At 65.1% G+C, this 18,077-nt stretch carries 18 protein-coding genes; 9 read left to right on the top strand and 9 right to left on the bottom strand.

Annotated features, from left to right (window positions below):
• The first annotated feature begins 141 nt into the window (after nt 1-141).
• Nucleotides 142-1,269 (top strand): HNH endonuclease, encoded by a 1,128-nt coding sequence (locus AB8K43_RS08390; protein WP_370893344.1) that lies wholly within the window; start codon nt 142-144, stop codon nt 1,267-1,269.
• Here AB8K43_RS08390 and AB8K43_RS08385 read toward each other — a convergent pair.
• The 4 genes from AB8K43_RS08385 to AB8K43_RS08370 form a co-directional block, all read right to left on the bottom strand.
• On the bottom strand, nt 1,266-1,562 hold the full coding sequence (locus tag AB8K43_RS08385; RefSeq protein ID WP_370893392.1) for a recombinase family protein: 297 nt from the start codon (nt 1,560-1,562) through the stop codon (nt 1,266-1,268). The genes AB8K43_RS08390 and AB8K43_RS08385 overlap by 4 nt on opposite strands.
• A 63-nt stretch (nt 1,563-1,625) precedes the next feature.
• Nucleotides 1,626-2,054, bottom strand: coding sequence for a recombinase family protein (locus AB8K43_RS08380; protein WP_370893342.1), 429 nt, complete (start codon nt 2,052-2,054; stop codon nt 1,626-1,628).
• Between the two features lie 65 nt (nt 2,055-2,119).
• Nucleotides 2,120-3,589, bottom strand: a complete 1,470-nt coding sequence (locus AB8K43_RS08375) for a hypothetical protein (RefSeq protein WP_370893340.1) — start codon at nt 3,587-3,589, stop codon at nt 2,120-2,122.
• Nucleotides 3,586-3,930 (bottom strand): hypothetical protein, encoded by a 345-nt coding sequence (locus AB8K43_RS08370; RefSeq protein WP_370893338.1) that lies wholly within the window; start codon nt 3,928-3,930, stop codon nt 3,586-3,588. The genes AB8K43_RS08375 and AB8K43_RS08370 overlap by 4 nt, the downstream gene beginning before the upstream one ends.
• 220 nt (nt 3,931-4,150) lie before the next feature.
• Here AB8K43_RS08370 and AB8K43_RS08365 point away from each other — a divergent pair, with 220 nt between their 5' ends.
• Nucleotides 4,151-5,020, top strand: a complete 870-nt coding sequence (locus AB8K43_RS08365) for a hypothetical protein (RefSeq protein WP_370893337.1) — start codon at nt 4,151-4,153, stop codon at nt 5,018-5,020.
• Here AB8K43_RS08365 and AB8K43_RS08360 read toward each other — a convergent pair.
• The 3 genes from AB8K43_RS08360 to AB8K43_RS08350 all read right to left on the bottom strand — a co-directional run bounded on the left by AB8K43_RS08360 (nt 5,003) and on the right by AB8K43_RS08350 (nt 7,349).
• Nucleotides 5,003-5,989, bottom strand: a complete 987-nt coding sequence (locus AB8K43_RS08360; protein ID WP_370893335.1) for an IS481 family transposase — start codon at nt 5,987-5,989, stop codon at nt 5,003-5,005. The two genes, AB8K43_RS08365 and AB8K43_RS08360, sit on opposite strands and share 18 nt — an antisense overlap.
• 95 nt (nt 5,990-6,084) lie before the next feature.
• Nucleotides 6,085-7,035, bottom strand: coding sequence for a transposase (locus AB8K43_RS08355; protein ID WP_370893333.1), 951 nt, complete (start codon nt 7,033-7,035; stop codon nt 6,085-6,087).
• Nucleotides 7,032-7,349, bottom strand: coding sequence for a transposase (locus AB8K43_RS08350; RefSeq protein ID WP_370893332.1), 318 nt, complete (start codon nt 7,347-7,349; stop codon nt 7,032-7,034). The genes AB8K43_RS08355 and AB8K43_RS08350 overlap by 4 nt, the downstream gene beginning before the upstream one ends.
• Nucleotides 7,350-7,605: 256 nt before the next feature.
• On the opposite strand from AB8K43_RS08350, the gene AB8K43_RS08345 reads away from it, so the two are divergent.
• The gene (locus tag AB8K43_RS08345; RefSeq protein ID WP_370893330.1) at nt 7,606-8,139 is read left to right on the top strand and encodes an AAA family ATPase; all 534 of its coding nucleotides are present in this window, start codon (nt 7,606-7,608) and stop codon (nt 8,137-8,139) included.
• Nucleotides 8,140-8,202: 63 nt separating this feature from the next.
• Here AB8K43_RS08345 and AB8K43_RS08340 read toward each other — a convergent pair whose 3' ends face one another.
• Both AB8K43_RS08340 and AB8K43_RS08335 read right to left on the bottom strand, forming a co-directional pair.
• Complete coding sequence (locus tag AB8K43_RS08340) at nt 8,203-8,604, bottom strand: hypothetical protein (protein WP_370893329.1); 402 nt, start codon at nt 8,602-8,604, stop codon at nt 8,203-8,205.
• A gap of 37 nt (nt 8,605-8,641) precedes the next feature.
• On the bottom strand, nt 8,642-9,880 hold the full coding sequence (locus AB8K43_RS08335) for a tyrosine-type recombinase/integrase (protein ID WP_370893327.1): 1,239 nt from the start codon (nt 9,878-9,880) through the stop codon (nt 8,642-8,644).
• A gap of 280 nt (nt 9,881-10,160) precedes the next feature.
• Between AB8K43_RS08335 and AB8K43_RS08330 the strand changes: the two genes are divergently transcribed.
• The 6 genes from AB8K43_RS08330 to AB8K43_RS08305 all read left to right on the top strand — a co-directional run bounded on the left by AB8K43_RS08330 (nt 10,161) and on the right by AB8K43_RS08305 (nt 18,061).
• Nucleotides 10,161-10,538: a hypothetical protein gene (locus AB8K43_RS08330; protein ID WP_370893326.1), complete on the top strand. Its 378-nt coding sequence runs from the start codon at nt 10,161-10,163 to the stop codon at nt 10,536-10,538.
• A 9-nt stretch (nt 10,539-10,547) separates the two neighbouring features.
• Nucleotides 10,548-11,105, top strand: a complete 558-nt coding sequence (locus tag AB8K43_RS08325) for a dihydrofolate reductase family protein (RefSeq protein WP_370893325.1) — start codon at nt 10,548-10,550, stop codon at nt 11,103-11,105.
• Between the two features lie 137 nt (nt 11,106-11,242).
• Entirely contained in the window at nt 11,243-12,808 is a 1,566-nt protein-coding gene (locus AB8K43_RS08320; RefSeq protein ID WP_370893323.1) for a type I restriction-modification system subunit M, read from the top strand.
• Nucleotides 12,805-14,049 carry a restriction endonuclease subunit S gene (locus AB8K43_RS08315; protein WP_370893321.1) on the top strand — a complete coding sequence of 415 codons (1,245 nt, stop codon included), beginning with the start codon at nt 12,805-12,807 and terminating at the stop codon, nt 14,047-14,049. Before AB8K43_RS08320 ends, AB8K43_RS08315 begins: the two co-directional genes overlap by 4 nt.
• The gene (locus tag AB8K43_RS08310; protein WP_370893319.1) at nt 14,046-14,954 is read left to right on the top strand and encodes a GIY-YIG nuclease family protein; all 909 of its coding nucleotides are present in this window, start codon (nt 14,046-14,048) and stop codon (nt 14,952-14,954) included. Before AB8K43_RS08315 ends, AB8K43_RS08310 begins: the two co-directional genes overlap by 4 nt.
• Nucleotides 14,951-18,061 (top strand): type I restriction endonuclease subunit R, encoded by a 3,111-nt coding sequence (locus AB8K43_RS08305; RefSeq protein ID WP_370893318.1) that lies wholly within the window; start codon nt 14,951-14,953, stop codon nt 18,059-18,061. The genes AB8K43_RS08310 and AB8K43_RS08305 overlap by 4 nt, the downstream gene beginning before the upstream one ends.
• Nucleotides 18,062-18,077 lie beyond the last annotated feature (16 nt).

Raw genomic sequence — 18,077 nt, 5'->3', positions numbered from 1 at the left:
GGCGTGCGACCAATGAACAAACCGCTCAGCGAATGTCCAGAGGCCTGTCAGGGTTCTCTAAGGGTGGGTCTAGAGCGGCGATCGCGTCCGCCCTGCCACACTCTCTAGCGTCGGCGAGTCGAGGACGGGAGGCCCTGCGTCATGGCCGAGAAGAAGCCTGCGCCGGTCAAGCTGACGGCGCACGGGCAGTCGCCGGTCAGGTATGGCGGCGGCGCCGACGACGTCCTCAAGGCGGTCCTGTTGAGCGTCTGGTCGTACCGCTGCTATTGGTGCAAGAGGCACGTTGAGTTCGAGGACGCCGAGATCGATCACCTGATCCCGCAGAAGCCCAGGACTGCCACCGTGGAGGAGATCGCGGAGAACCTCGGACTGTCCGGCCCAGTAGACCTCCACGCCCCCGCCAACCTCGCCCCGTGCCACCACCACTGCAACAACGAGAAGCGGGACAGCGACTTCTCGCAGGCGCCGAGAATGATGCTCGTAGTCCAGAAGGCCCGGGCGTTCGCGCCCCGTGTCATTCGAGGGGTCAATGACCTTCTCGGCGAGCGGGGCGTCAAGGAGGCTCTCGTCGTTGTCCAGGGTGCCGATATCGAGAACGCGCAGGTGCGCTCGGGCATGAAGTTGATCGCGGAAGCCGCGACGCTGCGGCTCGAGCCGAACACCATGGTTCGCGAGGTGGACGTCCACACGGGGGGAGGACACTTCAGGACAGTCCTCGTCGACACCGGTTCGAAAGGCCACCAGGAGGTCCTCTTGGTGCTTGAGAGGGTTCTCTTCCTGGACCTCGCAGAACTCCTAGAAGGCCCGGTCCGGGAAGTGATGGGCGAAACGGCCAAACTCGTCCATTCGCACTTCCACGGGAAGGAGACCAGCGCGTTGGGGAGTCCCGTAGACGCGGGCGACCCGGCGCATGCGGTGCTCTCGATGGACGTCGACGAGCTCTCTTGGGGGCGCGACGGCAGCACCTACTCGTTCAACTTCGAGGGGACGTTCGAGGCCCAGCTCACGGTTTCTTTGGTGGTGTCCTCGCCCAATGGGGATGAGTTGTGGGAGGAGGAGCAGGGAGATGCCTTCGTGCCGGGGAGGTTCGTCCTGCAGGCAGAGGTGAGCACCGAGGACGACTCCGAGCCCGAGTTGGAGATTGAAGTTCACATCGCCGAGGGCGAGGTGGAGGTCTGGTCCACGCTCGACCGCTACTTCTCGTATGACGACCTGGCCGAGGAAGAGGAGGCCCGGCGACTCGCGAAGAAGTACGAGGACTGGGACTAGGCGAGCAGCGCCTCGCCCGGGTCAGGTCGCGGCGTCCCGCATCGCCGGGAACCCCTCGATCTTGGGCCTACCGTCCGCCCGCGCACGACATCCTTCTCGCCCTTCTTCGTCATCCCCGCCAGGACCGGGTGGCGAAGGATCCGCTGCCCCGACTGGTACACCCACTCGTCCCGGACCCGCACCCTCTGGGAGCGCGAGGGGTAGGGGACGCCCTCGTCCTCCAGCCACTTCTTCGCGCTGCAGATCGATGAGCCGGCCAGCACCATCCTGGCGATGTGCTCGACGTGGTCGATGGTGGCGGGGTCCTTCTCGAGGTACTTCCCCGGCTGGCCGTCGCGCTCGACGACCCGGTACCCCTACGGCGCGGGACCGCCGCGCAACCGGCCTGCCTCGACGATGCGCGCCCTGGCCGCTGTCACCCGCGAAAAGATGGAGGAGGCCTCGAACTCCGCGAAGGACGCCAGCATCGTGGCGAGGACCCGCTCGATGGGCGTGGTCATGTCGATGGACTCCTTGACGGAGACGACCGCCGCCGGGCGAGGCCGTGCCTGGAGCAACTGTCGGTGAGCCGGAAGTCCAGGGTCCTTCTGGCGAGCCGGTCCAGTCGCCACACGACGACCCCCTAGTAGGGGTGCTAGAAGTCGAGAAGGGGCCCTCCAGCCGGCGCTCCTCCGGCTTCTTGGTGCGCTGGGTCGCGACCCACGTCCGACGGTGCTCCTGGGCGACCGACGCCCTGACGGAGCGAGAAGACGGCGCGCCCGACTCTCGGCAGAGTGGCGCGTCATTCTCCTGAAGCGCTCTCAGGGAACTGCATCAGACTTCGACCCCAAATGCCGAGGGGGACGCCTAGTCAGTGGTGAGGCTGCGGCCCGAAGGAATGGGAGCCGGCTGCCGGCGCGACCGTTCGATCCTGATGGCTACGGCCGCTCAGGGTTGTCCCCGTAGGCGAGGATGTCCTGGTCTCTAGGGAAGAGGCTGCGCCCATGGCGACCGACGTCGAGGCAGCAACCTCATCCGTCCTGGCCTGAAGTTCTTCACGCACGAGGTCGGGCAGAACGGCTGGTGCGTTGTTGACGTGCTCACCCGCGGTGACCCACCCGCCGGAGGGCGTGTCGACGGTTTCTCCTCGCTCTGCTTGGAGCTGCTGGGCTCGAACGTTGAGCAGGCGGGCCGGGGCCCTCACGTCCGGGGCATGGGTGGCGTGGCCGATGACGTGAGCGACGTCGACGGAGCTGGAGATGGACTGCTGAACCGTCTGGGCTGTCGCGCTGAGGTCGACCCGGTCGGCGATCTCGATGGCGTCCGCCGGTCTAGTTCGGTCGTAGGCGACGTCGCGATAGGCAGCCCGGACCTCGTTCGCGGCCTCGACCAGGGAACGGTCTGCGCTCACCAGGGCGTGCGGCGGCATCAGGTGGCTCCACGACCGGGACAGGTTGCTCCACGCGGCGTGAGCGTTGTCCATGGCTGGCCCCACACGAGTGGCGTAGAGGTCAGCGTCGATCCGCCCGGCCTGGCCCGCAGCGCGCAGAAGGACCTGTCCGCCCTGGGCGATCATCATCTGCGTCTGGGCAGCCAAGAAGATGTTCTCGGCGCTGGGGGAGCGACTCAAGCCCCGGTGAGCCTGGACGTCCCAGGTCGCCAGCGCCTGCCGTAGACGGTCCGCCTGAGGTGGCGGCTTGTGCTCCCCCTCCAGCGCGTGCGGGTAGGTACGTGAGACATACGAGCCAGCCAGCTGCTCGAAGGCCGCGATCCGGTCCCGCGTCCTGCTCACCGCCTGGAACTCAAGCTGGTTTGGGTAATCCGGTCCGGGTGAGCGCTCGGGGAACCTGACTGCGGCCCGACGAGCCTGCATGTTCCGCACCTCTCGATCCAGGGTCACGTGCACCCCGTGCGCCCCGATGTAGAGCGTGTGCACCAGCCGGGCACGCGCAGCCCCGAGATCGGCTCTGACCTCCGGGCTCATCGCCGGGGAGTCACGCCGCCGGGTGAGCAGGTCACTGGCCCTGGTCAAGTTCTCAGCGATCCGAAGGAGCCTCTCGTCAGGGTCACCCTCACCTGGCCACTGCCGGCCCCGAGCGGCGCGCATGAGATGGCCGTTCATCGCCTGCAGCTGAGCCATCAGCGAGTAGTCCGCGTCCTCGGTACTCATGTGCGGTCGGGGCAGCGAGTCCCACAGATCACCTGCGCTCTCGACGACCTCACCCCACGTCCGCAGCATCGCGGCCCCATCCACCTCATCGGCGTCCATGAGCACGTCACGAGCCGCCAGCTCGGAGTCCAGAAGCAGCTCGCCGACAGAACGGCGGTCCTCGGCACTCACGGGCAGTGCTCCCGCACCAGGTCGCAGATATCAACCACGACGTGCGCCGTCCCAGGCGGGAACTGCTCCAGCGGGTGAGTCCGCATCAGAGACTCCGCTGCCCTCACCAGCTCGAAGGGGTCGGACTGAGCCACCGGCAGGTCCCCGATCTCGACGCCCTCGGGCAGCAGCCCATAGACCTTCCCGGCCGCGATGGCAGCCCCCAGGCCTAAGCACTCCAGCAGGAGGTCCGGCTCGGCCGAGGAGATCTTCCGGGCCCGATCCGAGGCCCTGCCCAGCAGGCGCACGACAGCCGCGAGCACCTCCAGCTCGTTACCGCCCTGGTGCGTCGGACCCGTCATGTCACTGCTCCTTCGTGCTGCTCGTGAACTGCCGACTTCCATGAGACCCGTCCCTGGACGATCCGTGACCCCCAGCGGAGGCCCTGTGGAAAACCTGCGAGGGGTGTCGGTCCCTGGGACCAAACTGCCTTCACAGACGAAAGCCGCTGGGACAACTCCCAGCGGTCACCGATACGCAATATCGAGTGATCTGCACTAGTGCTTTCGTTGGAGGTGCGTGATGAACAACTCGACGACCAAGACCTTGGCGACCGCCCCCGCAGTCGTCATCTCGACGTGGCTCGTGATGATGGTCGGGCCGTTCCTGCCGGCTCTGGCCGCGTGGGCGCTCATCCTCGGTGGGCTGCTGACCATGGGCCTGCTCCTGCTCGGGGTAGGGGAGTCCCTGGCCGCCAGGGTCCTGCTCCGAGCACGCCGACCCACCGCGGCCGAGGATGCGACCCTGGGCCCGGCGGTGGCGATCTTGTGCCAGCACCAGCTCGGTCCTCCGCTGGTCGAGTTGAGGATCCGAGACGGGATCTACGCGATCAGCGCCGGTGCGGCCGGCCATCGCACGGTCGTGGTCTCCGACGGCCTGATCGCAGCGATCCGCGAGGGAGTCCTGCCCGCGGAGCAGGCAGCAGCGGTCATAGGGCACAGCAGCGGCCTGATCCGCTCCGGTGCCGTCCGCTCCGACCTGGCCCTGAGCTTCTGGACCCTGCCCTGGCAGGTCGTCGCAGGCTTCGCCCTGGGTGTAGGCCGCTTCTTCGCGCGACTTCCCTTCGTCAGCCTCCTGTGGCGCGGCAGGTTCATCGTCGGCGCGGTCGCACTGGCCCAAGGGGTCGCCGCCGGGACCCCCGCAACCATCGCCAGCGGGATCATCGGCGCCAGCGTCATCGCCCTGAGCTACGCCATGCCCCGATGGGAATCGCGGTGGCAGGCTGCTCTGGTGAGCATCGGCGACACCCAGGTCACCCACGCAGGCCTCGACGGCCCCCTCAATGAGTTCCTCGGGCGCTGCCCCCAGACGCCCGCCACCGCTGAACGTCGCCACCACCTGACCCGCAGCCGACAGCCGGCCACGGCGCCACGCCTAGCTGTACTGACCTGACAGGTTGGTCAAGCGGGTGATGGGGGGCTTGTTCTCGCAGGCGGTGTGGGGTCGGTGGTGGTTGTACTCGTGGAGCCATCCTGCCAAGGCATCGCGGCGTTCGGCCTCGGAGGTGTAGCAGCGGGCGTAGCCCCAGCCGTCGGCCAGGGTGCGGTGGAAACGTTCGATCTTGCCGTTGGTCTGTGGCCGGTAGGGACGCGTGCGTGAGGTCTTGATCCCGAGCTCGGCGCAGACGTCCCGCCAGAGGTGGGAGCGGTACGCCGAGCCGTTGTCGGACAGGACCCTGCGGGCGGTGATCCCGCGGGCGGCGTACCAAGCGACCGCACGGCGCAGGACGGCGGTGGCGGTGGCTGCGGTCTCGTTGTCGTGCACCTCTGCGTACGCGACGCGTGAGTGGTCGTCGATGACGGTGTGCACGAACGCGTGGCCCAGCTTGGGCTGGTGGTACCGGTTTCGTGCCACACCGCGCGTCGCGGCCCGGTTGCGCAGCCCTTCTGGGCGGCCGACGAATCGCCACCCGCCCCCGTCGGGGATGTTCCCGAGCTTCTTGACGTCCACGTGCAGCAGGTCCCCGGGACGTTCGTGCTCGTAGCGGCGCACAGGCTCCCCGGTGGCTCGGTCGACATGTGAGAGCCGGTTCAGACGGCACCTGACCAGGACCCGATGCGCGGTGGAGGGCGCGACCCCGACGTGCGCAGCGAGCTGGACCGGGCCCAGACGCTTGCGCAACCGCAAGGAGACGATGCGTTTGGTCGTGGCGACAGAGGTCTTCGCCGGCATCGAGCGGGGCCGGCTGGACCGGTCGGTCATCGGCTCACCCGCTGCGTACCTGGACGCCCAGCGCTTCACCGTTGGCCAGGACACCTGGAAACGGGCCGCGACCTCGCTGATCGGCACCCCTTGGTCGACGACGAGCCGAGCGACCTTGAGCCGGTGACGGACCGTCAGAGCAGCGTTAGCGTGGGACACGAGGGCCTCCTGTGGGAGTGAGTGGTGACTTGGCAGTTCCACCCCACCGCGGGAGGCCCTCCCCGCGCCACTGATCAGATCAGCGGTGTCCCGCGTCAAGGAGTTGGCAGGATTTCCTTGTTCTGAAAGTTGGGGATGTTCGGGTCGGCCTGACCCAGGTGCACCTCCTTGGGTCGGTTCCAGGCGATGGCCTGGTGAGGGCGGACCTGGTTGTACTCGATGCGGTAGTCCTCGGCGCGTTCGGCCAGGACGATCGCGTCGTCGATCTCGTCGATGAACAGGCGTTCGTACTTCAGCGTCCCGAACCCTCGCTCGCGTGACCCGTTCTGCCCGGGCGACTTCACGCGGGTGCGGACGTGCGCGAGCTCGGGGTGGAGCTCGATGAACGCCTCGAACCGGAACGAGCGGAAGGGGCCCCCGTTGTCGGTGACGATCGTGACTACCGGCAGCAGCTCACCGGTCTGCTCATCGACCCGGCAGTCATCGATCATGGGATGCCCGAAGAGCTCTTCGTAGTCGGCCAGCGCGAGCTCGACGGCGTCGATCGCGTCGTGCTGGTTCGCCGTCGGCGACACATGGAACGGGTACTCGTACTTGGACCAGTAGTCCCGGCACCCCGCGATCCGCCACGTCCCGCCCGTGGTGGTCTCGAACTCGGAGAAGTCCAGCTGCCAGACCTGGTTGGCGCCCGTGGGCTCCTTGGCGAACGCAGCCTTGCGACGCTCAGCGAGCTTGCGCCGTTCGCGCTGGTACTGATCCGGCAGGATCAAGCCGCGGTCTCGCAACCGGCGCAGAACCGTCGCCTCCGACACGACGTGCCCGTCGTAGCGGACCATCGCCCAGATCTTGCGGTGCCCCCAGAGCGGATGCTCCCGGGCGTGCTTGTCGATCAGCTCGGCCGCAGCATCGCGGGCCGGCTGCGGCCACGGACCCTTCGCCCGTCGGCCAGCCCGAGCCTTGGCCTGCCACCGCCGCCAGGTCCGCTCCGGGATGTCGAACTTTCTGCACCACCTCGCGGTCGACATCCCAGACTCGACACGAATCACCTCGAGGTCCTCGAAGGGCCCAACCGGCCCTCCGCGCTCTTCTTCCACACCCGGATCTCAACGGCTGCCTCACCCAGGGCCTGCGTCAGATCCTCGACCTGCGCCTCCAGCTGCTCCTCCCGCGTCGACGGGCCGGACCGGCCCGCCGCCAACGCGGTCTTCCCCGCCTCGAGGAAGTCAGCCTTCCACCGGCCGATCGACTGCTCGCTGACCTTCTCCCGCCGAGCAGCCTCAGCGATCGACATCTCACCGGCAAGCACACTCAACACGATCCGAGTCTTCCGCTCGGCCGGGATCACAGGGGGCCTACCCATGTTCAGACTCTCCTTCAAGACCTACACAACGGCCCTGCCACAAAGTCTGACGCGCGACAACCCGAACCTCATCCACCAACTGCGCGCCCGGACCAACGCAGCCACCAGCAACTGACAAGCCCCTGCAACCCGGCATGGGTGTGCGGGCGGATGGAATGCCCGCTCATGCCGCGCGGCGCGTGCGTGCGCACGGTCGTGTCGAACGGGGGTAGGACGCAGAGCGCGATTCGGGGACGCATCTGGCAGCATCACGGCCATGCCAGGGGCCGCTGAGGAGAGACGCCAGCCGTGGTTGTGCGTGCTTGCCGGGCGCGCCGGCACGGGCAAGAGCACGCTGGCTAAGCAGCTGACGTGGGTGACCGGCGCCTGCTACCTACGGGTCGATGCGGTGGAGGCGGCACTGTCCGGAGTTCAGGACCACGTCGGAGCCGCCGGCTACGTCGTCGCCCACGAGGTGGCCGCCTCGAACCTGCTGCTCGGGGTCGATGTCATCGTGGACGCCGTCAACGGCGTTCCCGAAGCCCGTGCTGGCTGGCGTGAGACCGCGGATCGCTGCGGCGCACGACTGATCCTGCTCGAGACCGTCCTGCCGGATCCGGCGGAGCATCGTCGACGTGTCGAGTCCCGTGAGGCAGACATCCCCGGCCACCAGGTCCCCACCTGGGTCGAGGTCCAAGCCGACGGGTGGGTCCCGTGGGACGAGGCCCGGGACGGCACCCGCGTCGTCATCGACACCACCCACAGCGAACAGGCCCTACGTGCTGCCATGGCAGCATTCCAGGCGCCCTGACGACCGCAACCGCTGCTGTTGGGCCGTAGCGTCCGACCATGCCGCCAACGCCTGGGTGCGGGCTCATTCATCAACGGCCACCTGCACCAAGTTCTGGATGGTCGGGTTGACGCTCACCCGGGACAGCTCGGCGCTGAGTCGGGCGATCACGCGTCCGCCACGACCGAAGCCACGAAATCCGCGGGTGAACGTGACGCGCGTGCCCATCCCGGCCGGCTGCATGAGCAGGTGCAGGTAGTAGCCGCGTGGGTCGTGGAGCTTCCCCCCGGACCAGTGCTCCTGCCAGGCGATCGCTAGCCGGTCGCCGGTGCGGTCGTCGACGACCTTGCGTAGTTCGATGGTGGCTCCCTTCTGCTCGCGCAGAATGCGGTGCTGCTCGTCGAGGTGCACGTCCGGACCGCCGTAGAACCACTGGATCACCAGTTCCGGGCTGCGCGCCACGGTGGCGAGCCGCTCGATGTTCACCGGTACGAAGCGCGTCACTACGGAGGGCGCGCCCCGCTCAGGGCTGATCGGTCGGCGACTCTCCGGGCTGCGGGGCGTCGAGGGCATCTGCGATGGCACGGTCTCTCTCGACCGTTGCGCTCTGGTAGTAGAGCGCCATGTCGCCGGTGGCGTGCCCTAGACGATGCTGCATCTCGCGCACCGTTGCGCCGGCCTGTGCGCCGAGCGTTGCCGCAGTGCGTCGCAGGTCGTGCCAGTGGAGATCTGGTCGACCGATGGTTTCGCGGGCTGCGAAGAAGCCGTACGCACCCTTCGCGTAGGTGTGTCGGCCCCGCCGCTCCGTGCGCGAAGCTCGTCCGTACAGGCTGGTGGGGGCCAGCAGCCTGCCGTCGCGCCCGGGGAAGATGAGGTCCTCGCGACTTGCGACGGGATAGTCCTTGAGGTGCTGGGCGAGAGCGGAGGCGACGCTTGCCGGCATAGTCACGCTGCGCTTGCCAGCTGCGGTCTTGGGCGGGCCCGTGCCCTTTTTGCCGCCCGCTCGGTAGGCAGCCCGGTTGACGTGCAACTGGCGCTTTTCGAGGTCGACATCTTTGAGCCGCAGCGCCACCAACTCTCCGAAGCGAAGCCCGCACATGCCGGCAACGAGGGTCAGAGCCTTGTGCTGAGGCGGCATGGCATCGGCAAGAGCGAGCAGTTCTGCACGGGAAAGCACCTGCGGCTCGCGGCTCACCTTGGCTTTACCCCCCGCCTTGACCCTCACGGGGGAGCGGGGGATGAGTTCGTCGTCCTCTGCCTGACGCATGATCGCGCCAAGTACCTGGTAGGCGTGGGCGCGTGCTGCCGGGGTTCGCTTGCCGTACGCGGCGAACCAGGTCCGAACGTCCATGACGGTGATCTGGTCGATCGGTTGATCCCCGAATGCAGGGATGAGGTGGCGACGGAGCGAGGTCTCGTAGCTCTGTCGGGTCGTGGCGCGTAGGTCGTGACGACCTTCGAGCCAGGCCCTTGCATAGGTTTCAAACGTTCGGTTGCGCCTTGAGGTCTCGCGTGCTTCAGCTTCAGCGGCCTGCTCGGCCGGGCTGCGCCACTCGCCCGAGCGGATGAGTCGGTGCTGCTGGGAGAGCCAGTCCTCCGCATCGCGGCGAGTCAGGAACGTCCGCGAGGCCGTATGAAGAACGGGGACGGTGCGCCCGCCCCGGGTCACTGTGGTCGCGCCGTTGGGGTCCGAGTAGCGGGCCTGGTAGCGCCCGGACCGCATGCGAGTGACCTGCCCGAACCGGCGCTTAGGGTCCTTCATCCCGACTCCCTCTTACCGATGCAACTGCCGCTGCATCGCGAGATGCATCGGATAGTTGGCCATTCATGTCCACTTACGTCCACGCCGCCAGGTGGTAAAGTCCCTGGTAGTTCGGGTGATTGGAAGATCATCGCGGGTGGTGGGATGTAAGGCAAACGAGTCAGACAAAGATTCGAGTCCCTTTACGTCCACCAGTACGAAGCCCGAGGAGTCCGCGCTAGCCGGACGCCCGGGCTTTTTCGCTCCCCGGGTGCGCGGTTCCGTGAGTACGCTCCCCGGTATGACGAGCCGATTCGACGATGACTGGATGGCTGTCGTGTGCGGCCGGCTCGATCGGGTCTTCGAGGAAGCCAATGCGGGCTTCGTGCGCTCGGCGCCCCACGGGGCGCCAGGTGGCCCGGTGGATTCCCTCTTGTGGGAGGCCGACGCGGAGTCCTTCCTCGCCCGCTACCCCGACAGCGGGATCCGCGAGGCCTACGGAGACCAGTGGCCGCCACCGTGTATTGACCACTGGGTTTACGTGAGCCCAACTTCGACCCAGGCGGACCTCTCCCTTGAGGGTTGTGACCCGGAGTTCACTTCCCTGCCGATCACCGGCAATGCGGACGAGGACAGTGACCGGATCGCTCACGCGATCGCTAAGGCACTCGACATCTAGGCTCGATCTATGGGTCGGCTCACCTTCGGTATGAATGTCACCCTTGATGGTTGCGTGGACCATCGGGAGGGGATCGTCGACGACCAGACGCATGGCTATTTCACTGCGCTGATGGACGACCACGGCGCCATGCTGTGGGGCCGGACGACCTACGAAATGATGGAGAGTTATTGGCCTCTCGTCGCCCGTGGCGAGGAGGACGCGCCACCTTCGGTTCGCGAGTGGGCGATCAAACTCGACGCGAAGCCGAAGTACGTCGTCTCCGGGGCGCGCACCGACTTCCCGTGGAACAACAGTCACCACCTGAGTGGAGATCTGCGCGCGGCAGTGCAGCGACTGAAGGACGAGACCGACGACGGGGTATTGCTCGGCAGCGGCAAGCTCGCGACCGAACTCGACCGACTCGGGCTGATCGACGAGTACCGGTTCCTGCTGCAACCGATGATCACCGGCCACGGTCCGACGCTCTATCAGGATGGCCTCCCCAGCACCCGTCGTCTCGAACTGGTGTCGTCCACGCCCTTCAGCAATGGTGTCGTGGCGCTGCACTATCGGCGAGCCGACTAAAGCCGCGTCGCCTTCGCCCCCACCGGTGGGGGCGAAGTTGGCCAGTCGCGCCTAACGAGGGATGACGGTGCTCGCGGATAGGTTGAGGACACACACGACGGCACACTTCATCGCGCGAGAAGCGCGGGAGACGAGAGATGGTACCGACCACCAAGGAGGCGCAGCGCGCCGAACTCCACCGGACCATTTGGCGCATCGCGAACGACCTACGCGGCAGCGTCGATGGCTGGGACTTTAAGGCCTACGTCCTCGGGATGCTCTTCTACCGCTTCATCTCCGAGAACCTCACGACGTATCTCAACCGCGCCGAGCACGAGGCGGGCGACCCCGACTTCGCATATGCCGAGCTGGACGATGCGCTTGCTGAGCGCGGCCGGCTTGAGACGGTGCACGAGAAGGGCTTCTACATCCTCCCGTCCGAGCTCTTCGACAACGTCCGTCGACGGGCGCCGAGGGACCAAAACCTCAACGAGACGCTAGAGCGCGTCTTTAAGAACATCGAAGGCTCGGCCGTCGGGACGCGCAGCGAAGATGACCTCAAGGGGCTCTTCGATGATCTCGACGTCAACAGCTCCAAGCTCGGCAATACGGTCGCCCGGCGCAACGAGAAGTTGGTCAAGTTGCTTCAGGCCATTGGTGACCTGCCGCTCGGCAACTTTGAGGACAACTCGATTGACCTCTTCGGAGACGCCTACGAGTACCTCATGCAGATGTACGCCTCGCAGGCCGGCAAGTCTGGCGGCGAGTACTACACGCCACAAGAGGTTTCGGAGATCCTCGCGCGGATCACGGTGGTGGGCAAAACGCGGGTGAGTAAGGTCTATGACCCGGCCGCCGGGTCCGGGTCGCTGCTGCTGAAGTTCGCCAAGGTCCTCGGTAAGGGCAACGTCGGCGGCTTCTACGGTCAGGAGATCAACCTGACCACCTACAACCTCGCGCGGATCAACATGTTCCTGCATGACATCAACTACGAGCGCTTCGACCTCGCCCTTGGTGACACCCTGACCGATCCGCAGCACCGCGACTTCGAGCCCTTCGAAGCGATCGTCTCCAACCCGCCGTACTCGACCAAGTGGGAGGGCGATGCGAGCGCCCTCCTCATCACCGATGACCGGTATGCGCCCGCCGGGGTGCTCGCGCCGAAGTCCAAGGCGGACCTCGCCTTCACGATGCACATCCTCGCGTCTCTCGCGGTCAACGGTACGGCCGCGATCGTCGAATTCCCGGGGGTCTTGTATCGCGGGGGAGCGGAGCGCAAGATCCGCAAATACCTGATCGACAACAACTACGTCGACGCGGTCATCCAGCTACCACCGGACCTCTTCTTCGGGACGACGATCGCCACCTGCATCATCGTGCTAAAGAAGTCGAAGGGGGACAGCTCGGTCCTCTTCATCGATGCGTCAGCCGAGTTCAAGAGGATCGGCAACAAGAACAAATTGCTCGCTGCGAATCAGGAGAACATCCTCACGTGGTTCACGCAGCGCGAGGACGTGGACTACGTCGCGAAGCTCGTCTCCAACGACGACATTGCGGCCAACGACTACAACATCGCGGTGTCAAGTTATGTCGAGCCCGAGGACACCCGCGAGGTGGTCGACATCGTGGAGTTGAACGCTGAGATCGCGCGGATCGTCGCCCGGCAGGCGGAGCTACGCACATCCATCGACGCCATCGTCGCCGACCTCGAAGGCACCAAGTGAGCCGCATCGACGATCTGATCACAGACCTGTGCCCGGACGGGGTTCGGTCGGAACCTCTGCAAGACCTCGGAGCGTGGAGAGGCGGCGGGACGCCAGCGAAGGGTAGGTCAGAGTTCTGGGAAAATGGGACGATTCCATGGGTTTCCCCAAAGGACATGCGGGCTCGCTCTTTGCAGGTAACAAAGGATTACATCACCCAGGAGGCCGTTGCGCGGTCGGCAGCGAAGCTGATCCCGCCGACGTCGGTCGTTCTCGTCGTGAGGTCAAGCATCTTGGACAAGCGGCTCCCGGTCGCATTGTTGCCGCGAGAGGTCGCTCTCAACCAAGACATGAAAGCCGTCACCCCTCGCTCAGGCATCGAGGCGGGGTATCTATACCACGTCCTCGTGTCGCGCTCGGGGGCCATCCTACGTGCGACTCGTAAGTCCGGGGGGTCGGTCGCATCTCTAGATGTGTCCAAGCTGCTCGCCTTTCGGGTGCCCGTGCCGCCGCCGGAGGTGCAGCGGGAGATCGTGCGAATCTTGGACCAGTTCACTCAGCTGGAGGCGGAGCTAGAGGCGGAGCTAGAGGCGGAGCTGGAGGCCCGTCGCGCTCAGTACGACTATTACCGTGCAAGATTCATTTCAAACCTCCAAGCGCAACCGGTGCGGATCGGCGACCTGGGGCATTGGGTTGGTGGGGTGACTCCGAGGAAGACCAATCTTCGATATTGGGAAGACGGAGAGATCCCGTGGCTGGCGTCAATGGATGTCAGCGAGTCGGAAGGCCGGCGTATTCGCGGAAGAGTAACCACTGCCGCTCTGAACGAAACACCTCTTCGCGTCGTGGCCGCTCCGGCAGTCGTCGTAGTGATGAGGTCCAATATCTTGCGGCGACGTCTCCCAGTTGGGCTAACCGAGATGGACACCACAGTGAACCAGGACATGAGGGCTCTAGAAGCTCGTGACGGCGTGGACCCGGAGTTCGTCTTCCAGGTGCTTCGAAGTTTGAGTGACTCTCTTAGGACGAGGGTCGTGCGCACCGACGGTTCGATGGCGGGTGTCGACTCCAAGAAGTTCTTCTCGTCCGAGGTGCCACTCCCATCGCTGGAAAAGCAAAGGGATATAGCCCGCGAGTTGCGCTCCTTTGATCAACTCGTCAACGACCTCAGCGTTGGGCTGCCTGCCGAGTTGGCTGCTCGACGGAAGCAGTACGAGTACTACCGTGACAAGTTGTTGACCTTTCCGGAGGCTTCCGTATGAGTGGCAAGCACATCGAGCTCTTTCTGGTCGACGGCATCCCAGGTGGCATCACGACCGCCGAAATCGCGGGCTGGACCGGGCATGTCCTTTCCGGCCCGCGCACAGACATCGCCGACATCCTCAGGCGCGATGAGGCCGAGCGCAATGGCGCCTACCTTCTCCTCGGTGACGATGCCGACGCCATCGGAGGAGTGCGCGGCTATATCGGCCGGACCGAGACCTTCACTCGCCGCTTCAAGGACCATCAACTAAAGAAAGACTGGTGGGACCGCGTCGTCCTTGTGACCGCCAAAGACGACGGATTCAACGAAGGGCACTGGGGCTATCTCGAGGCCCGTTTGGTCGAGCTAGCCACGTCGGCCCAGCGGATCACGCTCGACAACACCCAGAGCCCCGTCCCGCGCAAGCTCTCCGAAGCGCAGCGTTCCGACATGGAAGCCTTCCTCGCGAACCTGCACATCATCTTGCCCGTCCTCGGCATTAACGCCATCCGTCAGCGTCCCGCGGCCAAGCCAACTATCGACCCGACACCGATCGAGTCTCCGGTCTTTACCATCTCCCAGCCCAAGACCGGTATCGAGGCCCGCGGGATTGTCGACGGCGACGAGTTCGTCGTGCTCGAAGGCTCCCGAGTGGTGGCGGCCTGGACTCGCACCGGGACGTCCGATAGCACCAAACGCGCATATGAGGCCTATGGCGCCGCGCACGCGAAGCTGGTCGCCGACGGCTCGGTCGTCGTTGATGGCAAGATCGGCCGTCTCACCCGCGACGTTCCCTTCACCTCACCGTCGACAGCAGGGTCCATCGTGCTCGGCAGGTCCTGCAACGGACGGGTTTCCTGGCTCTGGGAAGGCGGCACCTTCGCCACGTGGGCCGACCGCGATCTGGACGGGAGCACCACGTGACGAAGGAACCACCGGCCCGGCATTACGACCCGATCGCGGTATCGGCCGAGAGCACCGTCGTCGCGGAGTACATCCGCGACCAGCAGCGGGGGACCGCGTACCAGTCCGAAGCTGACTTGGAACGCGAGCTGATCTCCCTTCTCCAATCTCAGGCCTACGAGTTCCTACCCATCACCTCAGAGGCAGAACTGATCGCGAACCTGCGCGCCCGCCTCGAAGACCTGAACCAGGTCACCTTCTCCGACGCCGAGTGGGAGCGTTTCTTCGCCGGGAAGATCGCCAGCCGCAACGACGGGATCGTTGAAAAAACGATCCGGCTGCAGGAAGACCGCATCCAAGTTCTGCGGCGCGACGACGGCACCAGCAAGAACATCGCCTTGATCGATGCGACAAATGTCCACAACAACCGTCTGCAGGTCATCAACCAGTACGAGGTTGGCAAGGGCACCGGCGGAGGGCGCTACTCGAACCGGTACGACGTCACGATCCTGGTCAACGGACTGCCCGTCGTGCACGTCGAGCTCAAGCGTCGCGGCGTCGACCTGCGCGAAGCATTCAATCAAATTGATCGCTACCAACGGGACAGCTTCTGGGCCGGCTCAGGCCTCTTCGAGTACGTCCAACTCTTCGTTATCAGCAACGGCACGCTGACGAAGTACTACTCGAACACCACCCGCACCCAGCACCTTAAGGAGAACCGCAAACCCGGCAGGGGGCGCAAGACCTCACACAGCTTCGAGTTCACGTCGTGGTGGGCCGACGCGACGAACAAACCAATCCAAGACCTCTCGGCGTTCGCCAAGACCTTCTTCGCACAGCACACCCTGCTCAACGTCCTGACGAAGTACTGCGTTCTGACGGCCGACCGGATGCTCCTCGTGATGCGCCCGTACCAAATCGTCGCAACCGAGCGGATCTTGCAGCGGATCGAGACCTCGACGAACTACCGCAAGCTCGGCACGATCGCCGCCGGCGGCTACGTCTGGCACACCACCGGCTCCGGCAAGACCTTGACGAGCTTCAAGGCGGCTCAACTCGCCACCAAGGTCCCCGGCGTGACAAAGGTCCTCTTCGTGGTCGATCGCAAGGACCTCGACTATCAGACGATGCGCGAGTACGACCGCTTCGAGAAGGGCGCGGCGAACTCCAACACTTCGACCGCCGTCCTCAAACGCCAACTCGAGGACCCGAGCGCCAGGATCATCATCACCACGATCCAAAAGCTCTCGAAGTTCGTCCAGGGCAACACGGGCCACGCGATCACCGACGAGCACGTCGTGATCATCTTCGACGAGTGCCACCGCTCGCAGTTCGGCGATATGCACTCCGCCATCACCCGAGCCTTCAAGCGCTACCACCTCTTCGGCTTCACTGGGACCCCGATCTTCTCGGTCAATGCCGCGAGCGGGGGGAACCCGAGACTCAAGACGACCGAGCAAGCGTTCGGCGACAAGCTGCACACCTACACGATCGTCGACGCGATCACCGACAAGAACGTTCTGCCCTTCCGCATCGACTACGTCGACACGATCCAGGTCGGTGACGTCGTGGACAAGCAGGTGTCGGCGATCGACACCGAACGCGCACTCCTCGCGCCCGAGCGAATCAAGCAGATCGTGAAGTACACGCTCGACCACTTCGAGATGAAGACGAAGCGGGCTTTCGGGTACCAACACTCGGTCGTGACTAATGTGGCCGACCTGGCCCGTGACCGGCACCGGACCGAAGCCGTATCGGCGGCGAAACGGGTGAAGGGGTTCAACGCCATCTTCGCGACCGCGTCCATCGATGCAGCGCGGCGCTACTACAACCAGTTCCAGTGGCAGCAAGATGACCTCCCACCAGATCGGCGCCTGAAGGTCGGGCTGATCTACTCCTACGGTGCGAACGAGGCCAGCGAGGACGGCATCCTCGATGACGAGGGCTTTGAGGCCGATGCGCTACCGGTCGATGCACGAACCTTCCTCGAGGAGGCTATCCAGGACTACAACGACCTGTTCGGGACGAGTTACGACACGAGCAGCGACAGCTTCCAGAATTACTACAAGGACCTATCGCTGCGGCTGAAGAACCGCGAGGTGGATCTCGTGATCGTGGTGAACATGTTCCTCACCGGCTTCGACGCGACGACCCTCAACACGCTCTTTGTCGACAAGAGCCTACGCAGCCATGGCCTGATTCAGGCGTACTCGCGGACCAACCGGATCCTGAACTCGGTCAAGACCTACGGCAACATCGTGGCCTTCCGGGACCTAGAGGATCAGACCAACTCTGCGTTGGAGCTCTTCGGCAACAAGGATGCTCGTGGGGTCGTCCTATTGAAGCCCTTCGCTGAGTATTACGAGGAGTACTCACGCAAGGTCGACCAACTGCTCGCCGACTTCCCGCTGGGGGAGCAGATCGTCGGCGAGCAGCGGCAGAAGGACTTCATCGCCCTCTTCGGTCAGATCCTGCGGCTGCTGAACATCCTGACCGCGTTCGACGAGTTCGCGGGGAACGAACTGCTTACTGAGCGCGACCTCCAGGACTACCGGAGCATTTACCTCGACCTGTACGCAGAGTTTCGCACTTCGGCCCAGGGTGACAAGGAGATCATCAACGAGGACGTGGTCTTTGAGATCGAGCTGATCAAGCAGGTCGAGATCAACGTCGACTACATCTTGATGCTCGTCCAAAAGGCTCGCGACGAGCGCGGCGACGGCGACGACCGGGAGATCCGCGCCGAAATCTCGCGAGCCGTGGACTCGAGCCCGAGCCTGCGGAACAAGAAGGACCTCATCGAGGACTTCGTTGAGTATGTGTCGGTTGACGGAGCGATCGATGACGAGTGGCTCGCCTACATCGAGGCGAAACGACGCGAAGAACTGGACGAAATCATCGCCGCCGAGAGCCTGCGTCCCGATGCCGCCCGCCTGTTCATGGCGTCGGCCTTCCGCGACGGCGAACTCCAAACCGCCGGCACGGCGATCACAGCGATCCTGCCCCCGGTGTCACGTTTCGGGTCGGGCGACGCCCACGGTGAGAAGAAGCAACGGGTGATCGACAAGCTCACCGCATACTTCGATCGCTTCCACGGTCTGACGTTCACTGGCGCAGACGGCCTCTGAGGGAACCTATGGAGGG

The organism is Janibacter sp. GXQ6167 (assembly GCF_041365945.1).
In the GTDB taxonomy this organism is placed as follows: domain Bacteria; phylum Actinomycetota; class Actinomycetes; order Actinomycetales; family Dermatophilaceae; genus JBGFSK01.
The sequence above is the reverse complement of the archived record's forward strand: the minus strand, read 5'-3'. Positions and strand labels throughout refer to the sequence as shown.